This window comes from Pseudomonas sp. CG7 (assembly GCF_023701885.1).
Taxonomy (GTDB): domain Bacteria; phylum Pseudomonadota; class Gammaproteobacteria; order Pseudomonadales; family Pseudomonadaceae; genus Aquipseudomonas; species Aquipseudomonas zanjanensis.
This window is the reverse complement of record NZ_JABAEE010000025.1, coordinates 49,597-61,959: the sequence shown is the minus strand read 5'-3', so window position 1 is coordinate 61,959 and position 12,363 is coordinate 49,597. Positions and strand designations below refer to the sequence as shown.

General features: G+C 61.4%; 5 protein-coding genes. 1 reads left to right on the top strand and 4 read right to left on the bottom strand.

The features are described 5' to 3' along the window. The first annotated feature begins 15 nt into the window (after nt 1-15). Nucleotides 16-582: a pseudouridine synthase gene (locus tag HGO40_RS12825; protein ID WP_250963312.1), complete on the top strand. Its 567-nt coding sequence runs from the start codon at nt 16-18 to the stop codon at nt 580-582. On the opposite strand, the gene HGO40_RS12820 is transcribed toward HGO40_RS12825, so the two are convergent. From HGO40_RS12820 to HGO40_RS12805, 4 genes are all read right to left on the bottom strand, one after another. Further along, the gene (locus HGO40_RS12820; RefSeq protein ID WP_003228500.1) at nt 577-786 is read right to left on the bottom strand and encodes a DUF2788 domain-containing protein; all 210 of its coding nucleotides are present in this window, start codon (nt 784-786) and stop codon (nt 577-579) included. The two genes, HGO40_RS12825 and HGO40_RS12820, sit on opposite strands and share 6 nt — an antisense overlap. Before the next feature lie 286 nt (nt 787-1,072). After that, nucleotides 1,073-1,552, bottom strand: a complete 480-nt coding sequence (locus tag HGO40_RS12815) for an Lrp/AsnC family transcriptional regulator (RefSeq protein ID WP_003185723.1) — start codon at nt 1,550-1,552, stop codon at nt 1,073-1,075. A gap of 337 nt (nt 1,553-1,889) precedes the next feature. Further along, a complete protein-coding gene (locus HGO40_RS12810) occupies nt 1,890-2,696 on the bottom strand; it encodes a hypothetical protein (RefSeq protein ID WP_250963303.1) in 807 nt (268 codons plus the stop codon). Beyond that, nucleotides 2,693-12,331 (bottom strand): hemagglutinin repeat-containing protein, encoded by a 9,639-nt coding sequence (locus HGO40_RS12805; protein WP_250963302.1) that lies wholly within the window; start codon nt 12,329-12,331, stop codon nt 2,693-2,695. Before HGO40_RS12805 ends, HGO40_RS12810 begins: the two co-directional genes overlap by 4 nt. Nucleotides 12,332-12,363 lie beyond the last annotated feature (32 nt).

The window sequence follows — 12,363 nt, the reverse complement described above, 5'->3', positions numbered from 1 at the left end:
GCCGCACCGCGCCGTGTGGCCAAGGCTCCGCCGGCCGAGCCGAAGCTGATCCTGTTCAACAAACCCTTCGATGTGCTGACGCAATTCAGCGACGGTGAGGGGCGGGCAACGCTCAAGGATTTTATCGACATACCGGGCATCTACCCGGCCGGACGCCTGGACCGGGACAGCGAAGGCTTGCTGTTGCTGACTAACGATGGGCAGTTGCAGGCGCGTATTGCCGACCCCAAGCACAAATTGGCCAAGACCTATTGGGTGCAGGTCGAGGGTGAGCCGAGCGCTGAACAGTTGCAGCGTTTGCGTGATGGCGTGGAGTTGAACGACGGCATGACGTTGCCGGCCGAGGCGCGCCCATTGGACGAACCGCAATTATGGCCACGCAACCCGCCGGTGCGTTTTCGTAAAAGCGTGCCGACGAGTTGGTTGGAACTGGTGATCCGCGAAGGCCGCAACCGCCAAGTGCGGCGCATGACTGCCGCAGTGGGCTTGCCGACACTGCGCCTGGTGCGGGTCAGGATTGGCGACTGGACAATCGAAGGGCTCGACCAGGGCCAGTGGAAAGAAGTCCCGGCGCGTTTATAACGCGCCGGATTCGATCAGGCCGATCACCACGCTCTTGATGATGAACGCCGCCACGCCGAGGCCCAGCACGAAAAACAGGATGAACGAGCCAAAACGCCCGGCCTTGGACTTCTTCGCCAGGTCCCAGACGATGAAACCCATGAAAATGATCAGGATGCTGACCAGGCCGGTCATCATCCACTCTTCGAAGACAGCAGGATCCATCAGGACACTCCGGCGTGGGCGGGATTGAAAAGGCGCGGCGAGTATAAGGCATGGGAGGCGGGTGGAGGATTGGCCGGCGGCGGTGGGTCGCAGCTATTCATCGCGAGCTGGAGATTTTGTGGCGAGGGCGCTTGCTCCCGCTGGGCTCTGTAGGAGCTGTCGAGTGCAACGAGGCTGCGATCTTTCCCCGGGCACTTGAGTCTCAAACGAAAGATCAAAAGATCGCAGCCTTCGGCAGCTCCTACACGCACCCCAGCGGGAGCAAGCGCCCTCGCCACAAAAGCGGTCAGCTACGCAGATGAGTCAACGGCAGTTCGGTGCTGTTAAGCACCTGGTTCAGCACAAAACTCGAACGCACGCTGGTAACGCCATCGATCCGGGTCAGGTGCCCCAGCAGCAGTTTCTGGTAATGGTCCATGTCCGGCACGACGACCTTGAGTTGGTAGTCGGCGTCCATGCCGGTGACCAGGCTGCACTCCAGCACTTGTGGCAGGTTGCGGATGGCGGCTTCGAAGTTCTCGAAGCGCTCGGGAGTGTGGCGGTCCATGCCGATCAGCACATAAGCCGTCAGGCTCAGGCCGAGCAGCTTGCGGTCGAGCAGGGCGACCTGACGGGTGATGTAGCCGTCATCCTCCAACTGCTTGACCCGCCGTGAGCAGGGGGAGGGCGACAGGCCGATGCGTTCGGCCAGTTCCTGGTTGGAGATGCGCGCGTCACGTTGCAATTCCGCCAGAATGCTCAGGTCGTAACGGTCGAGTTTGCTCATCGGTCGGGCCTTTATCTTGATAATTGCGGCGGATTATCTATCCGGGGTTAAAAATTGCGCAAGTGATGTTTATTTCCGCAATCTTCGCAATCATCCGTCGGCACCCCAGGCTTATGCTTACCACCAAGATCACTGCTCGGACAAACAGTCCAGTGCAGCCCGCCCAATCAGGCCGGCTGCGGCCGCAGTACCCATCGGTACTGGCAGGCCCCCGAGCTGCACACCGTCCAGAAGACGGCGTGAGGTGAGCCGACGTCATAAGCGTCGCGCACGGACGAAATTCTCAAGGGGAGGCCGACGGGCCTCCCTTTTTTATGGGCGCAAGAATTTGCTTCGGCTAGGGCACGTCATATCCGCAAGAACGCAGGCGCTGGCGGGTCAGGCGCTTGTCCGGATAGTCGCTGCCCCAATTCAGATGCTGGTCATAACGAGATTTGACGTGGGCGCAGGCAGCCTTGATTTTTACGTCAGCCTCCGCCAGGGCGGTATCGGACAGGCGATTGATTTTCAGGCTTTGAAAAAAGGGCTGGATAAACGCCTGATCCAGGTCGTAGCCTTTGCTACCTTCGGGCAAGCGTTGGCCGGCGTTGACCGAGAATGGCTGTTTCAAGCCGCTCTGGTTTTCCCAGCACCAGTAGGTGACGTCCTCTTCCCAGGTATTCGTCGGGCTATGCCAAATGTCATAGAAGCGCAAGCATTGCATGCCTTGCCGCGTGACCCAATCGATTCCTTCGGGGCGTGCCTCGCTTGGGGGGAGGTCCATCAGGGCGAGTTTGTTTTGCAGGAACTGCTCGGGAGAATAGAGCGTCCCTTCGTCCTTGCCGTCAAGCAGGCTTTCGACGGTTATCCAGCGCGATGAGGCCAGTACGACGAGGTCATCGGAGCGAAAGCCGCCGGCAGCACTCGCCGACTGAATGTCGCGCACCTTGTCATAGTTGAAGCCGCTTTTGATCGTGCCGCACGGCGTGTGCCGCAATGGCCCTGGCAGGTCGTAGGAGAACCGTGGGCTCAGGGTCACCCGTTGTTCCCCCACTTCACACAGCATTCGGCTCAGCCGCTTGTCATCTTCATGCACCCGCGGCGCGGGCACGCAGCCCCACAGGGCCACGGGCAGCAGCGTCAGGGCAACGCGCCCAGGCCTCAAAGCGAGGCGCCGAAGGCGTTACCGTTCTTGTCGATGAAAGTTGGCACGATGTAAGTCTTTTTCGTCGTTCCGTCTTTGTCGGTAGTCGTGCCGTTCTTGAAATCTTGTTGCACTTGGTTAGTGCCTGTTTGGCACATGGATTTCACCTGGCACAAATAGTTGGAGTGCGGGCTCTCCTTGCCCAGGAGGCCAGGGATTGTGAATATAGCCCCCAGGTACCGGGTGATCGGGTCGCTGGAGTTAAGGGCATTGTGGCCCAACAAGTCGGACACGGTGTCTGTCTTGGGCAACATGCCAAAGAACACTTGGCTGTCCGGGCGGTTGACCTGGAAAACCGCGTTGTTGCTGTTGGTATTGAAGCCCGCCTCCTGGGCGGCGTCAAAGAAGTGTTGCGCGAACACTGGCGCGCCAGACAGTTGAATGCCGCCTGCACTGTTGCCAAATTGCAGGCCATCAAGCCCTCGATAGGTGAGCAACGCGCCCTGGCTGTGGCCCACCAAGTCCAGCTTGAACCCCTGGTCAATACCCGCCTGGTAGAACTCACTCACCTGTTGCGCGTTACCGGATCGTTTGACGCTACCCAAGGCCACGTCCCATAAGGACTCCACCAGGTCACCCAGAAGGCCGTGCTCCGGGTTGTAGCCTTGCATGAAGCTGTCCTTGCCGCCTTGCATGCTGCCATTCACCGCTGCATCTTGCAGCGAGTTCTGGATGCCGTTGATGGCAATCACCCCTTTGGCGTCAGGACGCACAATCAATTCGAAGTCGACCTTCTTCACCTGCGGTTTGCCGGTCTTCGGGTCCATGATGATGTTGCCTGTGGAGTCTTTCTCGTAACCCACTGTAGTGCGGTAAAAACTCATATCACCGCTGAGCAGCACCGGCAGTTGCGTCGCTGCGCCGCCGTGGCTGATCACGCCCGGCATCAGGCCCAGAGTGCCATAGGATGTTTTGTCCATCGCGGCTTGCATCACACCAGGAATCCATGCCAAAGGAGCGAGGCCGGGGTTTTCTTCGAGCGCTTTCTCAGTAGCCCCGGTCAACTCACCGTATATTTTGAATAGGTCGGAACTGTTCTTGCCATAGTCCTGCAACCCTTTTTTCCACCGAGCCAAGGTTTGCGACGGGTTGGCCACCGAGTTCAGCGACGACTCGCTCACATAGAATTCGGTACGCTTTTCCTTGTCCCGGGTGATGTCGTAGGCCTTGGACGGATCCCGATTGAGGCCAATCGTGGAGTTTTGTCCGGCGACCGCGTCGTTGCGCACGATGATGTTGCCCGCGCCGACCGTGGCGCGCACATCCTGCTCGCGCTCCTTGCGGTAGTCGTAGCCGCTGACGCTCCAACCATTGAAACCTTCCTTGGGCGCACCGCTCAGGCTCTTGTCGCTGGTAAAGGCCACGTCCTTGCCGCCGGTGGCCTTGGCGCCGTTACCCGCGTCCGCGCCCCAACCAAAGGCACCGCCAACGTTGACGTAGTAGCTGTGCTCCTTGTCCACGCCATTGATGTCACGAAAGCCCAGGGTGTTGGTGTCGAGCTTGAGCTTGCCGTTGTCGGCGGCGATCAGCGCGCCGTCGATCTGGGTGTGTTTCTCGGTCCGGATATCCACACCGTTTTTACCGGTGATGCTGGTTTGCTGTTCAACCCAATGGGTCTTGCCGGTGGTCTTGCCTACGCCCACCGAGCCGCTGACGCCACCACCACCGGCCACACCGATACTGACGGTGACACTGGCGTCGAACTGTTTGCCGCTGACTTTGCCAGTGTCCGGCACCGACGACACCAGCAGGTCGCCGCCAACGCGGCCGACTACTTCGTTGGCGCGCAGGTTGGCGCCGGCGATGGTGGTGTCGTTGCCGCTGTTGAAGCGCAACTGGTTTCCTGCATAGAGGTAGGCAGTCTGCTGTTTCTCGGTCTCGCGCTCCAGCTTGCCCTTGCCCATGTCGACGCTGGCGTAGACCGCGATGAAGTCCTTGCCGCCCAGGGCGATGCCGACTTCTCCACCACCGCTGCGACGGGTGGATTCGCTGTCGGAATCGTTCTGTGCGGCGCGGATGGTCAGGTCCTTTCCGGCACGCAAATCGATATCCTTGCCGGCAATCACCTGGGTCCCGATCATGGTCAGGTTCTCGGAGGCCTCGATGTTGGTGTCCCGCCCGGAAAGCAGGACGCTCGGGTTGTTGGTGCCCTGGGTCATTTCTTCGCTGGCCACGCCGTTGCTGCCGCCAATCCCGGCGCGGCCACTGCCACCGCCGCTCTGGCCGTTGATGCCGCCCTGGCTGCGAGTGGGCTGGCTCTCCTCGGTGATCTCGCCACGGGCCACGTCGAGGTTGACGTTCTTGCCCACCAGGGTGATGTCGCGCCCGGCCTCGAACTGACTGCCGCGCACATTGAGGTTGTTGCCGGCCACGGCGTTGATGTCTCGTCCGGCGCTCAAGGTGGAGGGGACGTTGTCACGAATTTCCGAACGCGAGCTGGTGCCCTGGCTGGCCGAGCCAAAGTGGGTGGCGCTGGTCGGCCCGGAGGTGAAGGAGTTGATGGCGTCCACGGTGCTGAGCACGCTGGAGGCTTTGCTGACGTTGTCTTCACCTTTGCCAGTGCCGTTGATGGCATCCATGGTGTTGCCATAGTTGTGGCTGATGTTGACGGTCAGGCCGTTACGGTCGCGGGTCTTGCTGCGCTCCTGGATGAAGGTTTCATCGGCGGCATCGACATTGATGTCGCGCGTGGCTTGGAGACTGATGTCGCGTCCGGCGTCGAGGCCTGCACCTTCGAGGGTCAGGTCGCGTCCGGCCTGGACGGTCAAGTCCTGGCCAGCCACCAGTTGGCTGCCGGCAGCGGTCTGCTGGGCGTCGCGGGACTTTTGCTTGGTCGCTTCGCGCCCGGCAAACGCAGTGAAACCGTTGCGGTCGCTTTCCAGGGAGAGGCCGGCCTGCTTCGTGGATTTCCAGTTGCTCTGGTCCTGGCTGTTGCTACCGGCCAACACGTTGACGTCGCGCCCAGCCCCCACTTGCAGGTTGCGCCCTGCCTCGGCGGTGCTGCCGATCATGTTCACGTCACGGATGCTTTGCAGGGTGACATCACGGCCAGCGTTGACCTGGCTGCCAACGCTTCGGGTTTGCAGGTTTTCCTGCCCGGACTTCTTCGCCGAGGCGATGGAAATGAAATTGCCGGAGGTGCTGAAACCCACTTTGCTTTTGTACTTCTCGCTCTGGCTGGTGGACTCGTTGGCGGCGTCCATCAGGTTGACGTCGCCGTTCTTGTCGATCATCCCGGCGCGCAATTGCGCATCGCGCTTGGCATCGATACGGCTGGCGGACAGGTTGACGTTACCGCCAGCGCCCACCACGGCATCGTTACCGGCGTCCAGCTCGCTGCCCACTTGGGTGATGCTGCTGGAGCTGCGGCTATTGCCGCTTTTGCTCAGGCCGAAACTGCCTTTTTTCTTCATGCTATAGCTGCTGTCGGTCTGCTCTTGCGCCGACATCAGGTTGACGTCGCCGGCACCACCGACCAACACGGCAGTGCCGGCCATGAGCTGGCTGCCGAGCACGCTCACGTCGCGGCCGCCGTTCAGGCCGATGCGCCCGTCCTTGTCCTGGGTGACGTTGACGGTGAGGTCATGTCCGGCCTCGATCTGCGAAGCCACGTTGTGAGTTGCCGAGTCCGCGCTCTGGGTGGTTTTGCTTTTGCCCCAGGACCCTTTTTTCTTCTGGTAGAAGGTCGAGGACTGTTCGTCCTGGGCCGAGATAATCGCCATGTCATTGCCGGCATTGAGGGCCAGGTCATGTCCGGCCTTGGCCTGGCTTGCCACGATCGCCATATCGCGTCCGGCGTTCACTTCCAGGTTGCCGCCCGTGGTCACGCTGGAGCCGAGGGTCTTGACGGTGTTGTTGGTCACCAGGCCACGGCGGATCGCATTCTGGGTGAAGGTGTGATCCTGCACTGCGAGCATTTCCACATCGCGCCCGGCATTGAGCGTGGCATTACCGTCGCTATTGATCTGGCCTTTGTTGGTCAGGTCACGTCCGGCGCTGACATTCAATTGCTGGCGGGCGCTGATCAGGCTGCCTTGATCCAGGTTGGTCCGCGAGCCGGAACCATAGAGCACCTCCATGGCAGCGCGCTCGTTGACGATGTCGCCTTTGACGGCGGTGAGGTCGACCTGATTGCCGCGTACTTCACCGCCCAGGGCGTTGCGAATACTGTTGTTGGCCATCAAGCTCACGCGCTCGCTGGCTTGTGTCAGGCCGCCCTGATAAAGGTTGTTCCCCGCCTCGGCCGACAGGTTGCTGCTGGCCCGCAGGGTACCGACGTTGGTGAGGTCGTTGCCGGCCATCAGGTTAATGTCACGTGCCTGCACCAGGCTGCCGCCGCGCAGGTTGCGCGATTCGGCCTGGGCCAGGTAGAGCACCGGCACCAGCACTTGCTGGCCTTGCACCTGACGCGCTTCCATCCAGACGATATCGTGGGTCAACGCCGCCACTTGCTGGGCGGTCAAGGCTACGCCGACGCTCAGGCGCAATGAGTCCTTGGAAGCGATGGCGTTATCCATCAAGTATTGGTATTGCTCGTAGTCGCTGGTCAGGCTGGCGGCGAGGAAGCGCTGCCCGGTCTGGGCCAGCACCGCTTCGCGGATCAGGCGGGTTTCGTATAGGCCATCACCCAGGCGACGCCAGCTACGGTCGTCGTTGTAGCCCAACAGACCGAACATGTAATCGGAACTCATGAACCGCGAGAGGTTGGTCAGGTTCGGGTTGGTCTCGATCAGGTAGCGGCTATCCGGATTCTGGCTGCGCACGAATAGGCCATAGTCACCTTCCGGCAAGCGATAGGTGGCGAGCGCGGTGGGATCGACCGTGACAAAAGGCACGCCGGCAAAGTCCACCGGCACGAAGCTGACCTGGGTGCTGCCGTCGGCAGTGACGCGTTCGACGCGCCGGACATCCGCCGCGACCTGGGTGCTGCCGCCGCTGCCCAAGGCGTTGACGGTGATGGTCTGGCCGCCGACCAGGTCAACGGTATTGGTCAGACTCTGGCCTGATAACTGGGCGCTGGCCTGCTGAGTCAACGTGCCGTTTTCAAGGTCGCCTGTGACGACAAGGTTCAACTGGCGACCGGACTGCAAGGTGGACGCGTAACCCACCTGGGTGCCGTTGTGTACAACGCTGCTCTGGCCGATGAGTGGGTATTGGGTGATCGCCGCCGGAATGGGTTGCTGCTGGTCGGGAGCGCTGCCGGCATTGGCCGCGTTCCAGGCATGGGCGTTTGATTCTGCCCAACGGAAGTCGCCTTGCTTCACCCCGTGCAGGAAGTAAGTGGTGCTTTCAACACGCTGGTCGAGGGTGGCCCCTCGGTTGTAGAAGTTTGTCGCATTGACGAATGCGTCGCGGTTGGCGGCGAGCAGGCTTTGTTTGTTTTCCACGGTACCGGCATTGATCAGCAGGTCGCGCCCGGCAATCAGGCGCGCTGCGGGGGAGTCCTGGATAACTTTACCCAGGTAGGTGCTGTTGACGATAAACGTCGCGGTGTGATGCTTGCCGGAACAGTCGGTGCAGTTGATGTCGATGCGGCGGCTGACAAGGGATTCGCCGATCTCGAATGTGTCCTTGGTATTTTCCAGGCTGGCGACATTGAGGTTCATGTCTCCTTCGCTTTCGATGTTCGCCGAGCGGTTGCTCAGGCTTTGTGCCTGGCCATTGTCCAGGGCGGCGAAGCTCAGGTTGCCCCGGCTGTAGATATCGCCGTAGAGGTTGCTCAGGGTGGCGCCGCGCAGGTTCATGTCGGCACCGCTGTAGATCAGGGTATTGGCTGAGGTGCTGATGCCGTTGCCCGCGAAGATGTCCACCTGGCCCATGGCACCGAGGGTTCCTCGGTTGCTGACTTGTGCGGCATGGATCTTGAGATTCTGGCTGGCGATCAGGCGTCCGAGATTGTCCAGGTTGCCGCGCAGGTCGAGGGTGGTATCGCCGGCGCTGGCGATGCGTCCGCCATTCTGGGTGAGGTTGCCCGCCGAGATGCTGACGGCCTTGGCCGCTGACAGCAGGCCGTTATTATTCAGGTCGCCGGTGAGCGTCAGGTCCAGGTCACCGTCGCTGAGCACTTCGCCGCCGTTGTTCAGGGTCGTGGCGCTTAGCGCCAGGCCGCTGGCGCTGGCGATGCGGTCGCCGGCCAGCAGGTTGAGGTTGTCGTTCACGGCCACATCCAGTGCACCATTGAATTGCAGGCGCCCGGTGCCATTGATCGCGCCAATGTCCACGGCGGCGCTGCCCAGGCCGGTGATGCTGCCCTGGTTGCCAGTCAGGCTGGCAAGGTCGATCTTGAGCAAACCCGCTCCGGTGTGTTCGACGCTGCCGGCAAGGTTATCCAGCGCGCCAGCCTTGAGGTTGAACGCCTGGCTCGTGACACCGATGGAACCGTTCTGGTTGTCCAGGACGCCCGTGAGCAGAATCTGGCTCAGGTCGCCGCCAATGGCGCGGATGCGGCCAGTACTGTTATTCAGATTGCTGCCGGTCAGCAGCAGGTTACCGCCCGATTCGATCAGGCCGCTCTGGTTATACGTGTTCAGCGCGTTGAGGCTCAGGTTCCTGGCGCTTATTTCACCGCCCACGCGGTTGTCCAGGGTCTGGCCCTGGCTGCTGAGCAGGCCTTGGGCAAAAAGGCGGCCCGCCTGGTTGGTCAGGTTGTCGACCACCAGTTTCAAATCGCCGGCTTGGGCATTGATGATCCCGGCCTTGTCGGCCAGTGCGCTGTTGTTTACAGCGGCGGCCTGCACTTCGACACTATCGCCTTGCAACGCACCGCCCTGGTTGTTCAACGTGCCTTGATCAAGCTGTAGATTGGCGTGACCACCGCGTGCCAACACAAGACCTTCGCTGTTATCCACGGAGGTTGCAGTGATTTTTAATCCCTCGGTACCGGAAAGGAGCTGGCCCTTGCGGTTGTCCACCACCGTAGCCTGTACGTCCAGGCGCTTGCCGATGAGGGTGCCGCCCTGATTGGCGAGCTGGGTGGCCTGGGTCACGCGAACCGTTGACGCGCTGCCATCGATCAGGCCCAGGGTGTTGTTCAATACGCCTGCGACCGCCAGTTCAATGGCACCAGCGGTGGCAATCGCCGCGCCTTGGGCGCTGTTGTCCAGGGTGGAGACATTGACCCCGACGCTGCTGCCCAGCAGCACACCGCCGTGGTTGTCGATGTCGCTGCCATTGATCTGCAAATGGCCGTCGCTCTGCACGCGCCCCTGGTTGTTGAGCAACTGCCCGCGCGTCAGGCCCTGGTCCTTGAGCGTCAACAGCGCACCACCGGTCCCGGCGAGCAGCAAGCCGTTGGCGCTGTTGTCGATGCGCCCGGCGCCAACAGTCAGTTGATCGCCCACCACGCGACCGCCGCGGTTATCCAGCAAACCGCTTTGAGTCAACAGCAGTTGCTTGCCGACGATCACACCTTGCTGGTTGTTCAACGCTGCTGCGGTGACGTCGAGATCACCGACTTTGGATTGGAGGTGACCAGCGCTGTTGTTCAGTTGTTGGGTCACGACCATTGTCAGCTTGCCGGTTTCGGCGCTGAGCACGCCTTGGGCGTTCTGGCTGAGGCTGTCCAGGCCCGTGCTGAGCTGGCCGCCGTTGACGTTGCCCTTGAGGTTGTTCAGGTCCCGGGCGGTCAGGGAGGCGCTGCTGGTGCCTTGCAGCAAGCCTTCGGTGTTGTCCACGTCCAGGGCGGTGACGGCCAGTTGGTCGGCACTGATCTTGCCTTGCCGGTTGTCCAGGTTACCTTGGCTGACCAAGGTCAACTGTCGGCCCAGCAGAGTGCCGCCCACATTGTCCAGGCTTGCGGCCTTGATGCTCAATGCGGAAGCTGCCTGGATCCGGCCGCCCTGATTGGTCATGTCTTGCGTAACGGTCAATACGTTGTTGCCAAGCTCGGCACTGATCAAGCCGTTGGCGCTGTTGTTCAGACGCTCGGCAGTGAGCTTGAGGTGATCGGCGACGAGTTTTCCGCCTTGGTTCAGTACCTCGGCGGCGCTGACATCCAACAGGCTTTGGGCTTGCAGCACGCCGCCGGTGTTGTCGAGCTGGCCGCTGATGTCGAGAATGGACTGGCCGACGCTGGACGCGATCAGGCCGCCTTGGTTGCCCAGGCGCTCGGCAGTCACTTGCAGTTGATCGGCGATCACTGAGCCGCGCAGGTTGGTCAGTTGCTTGGCGTTGAGGCCGAGGCTGCCGCCGGCCAGTTCGAGGTGGCCGTCGGTGTTGTCCAGGGTGTCGAGATCAAGGGTGGCGGACTGGCCATCGCCGAAGCGGATCAAGCCGCCCAGGTTGACGATGGCCGGCGTCGACAGAGACAGCGTATCGATCCCCAGCACCCGTGCCGTTGTGCCTTGGTTGACCAGGCGAGCGCTGGTCAGGCCAACGTTGTGGCCCTGGATGATGCCGTTCTGGTTGTCGATCAGCTCGTTGGCACCCACCTTGAGGTTGCGGCTAGCCACGACGTTACCGGTGTTGCTCAGTTGTCCGGCGGTGATGGCCACATCACCACCCTGGTTACGGGTATTGTTCGGATTCACCCCGGCTTCGACGATGCCGTTGTTGATGACCTTGCCGGTGCTGGTGACGGTGACTTTGTCGCGAGCGGCCAGGCTCTTGCCGACTATCACATTACCGCTTGTGTTCACGTTGACTTGGGTGCCCGCGTAGACCTTGCCTTGCACATCCAGGCTTTGTCCATTGACGGTGACAGCCTGGTTGGCGCTGGCGTTGGCCATGCGGACCTTGCCGCTGGCGTCGATCTGGATGTCGCCCACGCTGGCGGCCATGTCGCCCGCCAGGCGCACACCCACGCCCTTCTCGGTGCCCACCAGACGAATTGCCCCGGCGTACATGCCGCCCAAGGCCGAACTGTCGATGGCCAGATCCGGTTTTTCGCTGCCGTCGTCGGCGCGAGCAGTGGCGCTCAGGTTGTCGGCGTAGACGTCGTTGCGGCCGGTTACCACATTGAGGTTTTTCGCATAGATATTGGCATTGAGCTTGGTGCTGCGGGTGATCAGATCGAATTGGTCGACGTCACTGGCGTCCAGGCCTGCACCCTCAATGCTGATGTCGCCACCGTCGACCTGGAAGTGGTCCAGGCGCTGGCCGTCCATGATGGGCTTGCCGGTAGTCAGGGTGGCGCGCGGCGTGTTGATAAAGCCGCAACCGCTGCAGGTGATGCCATTGGGGTTGGCGACGATGACGCGTGCCGCTTGCCCGGCCACTTCGGTGTAGCCGGCCATGTGGCTGCGATTGCCGCTGGTGATTTCGTTGAGGATGACTTGCGCGGCCTGACGCTTGAGGTTGTCGTTGCCGAGGATGATTCCCCCTTGTTGGGTATTCTGCGTCTTGCCGGTGGCGTTGTTGAGGATCACGCCGTTCTTGCCGACGTTGTAGTCGGTGAACTTGTTATGGGACAGCCCGCTGCCGTTGGTACCGTTGATGTTGATCACCGGCACGCCATTGCCCGCCGCGCCAATGGTCGTTTTGCCCCCTGCTGCCGCATCGACGGCAAGACCGGCCGCTGCGGCGACGATGGGATTGAGGAACACAATCGAGGCCAAAGCCAGGGCAATACTTTGAGACAGGGGGCTGCGCACGTCCATGTGAAAGTCTTCCATTTACAAGAGCGATTCGG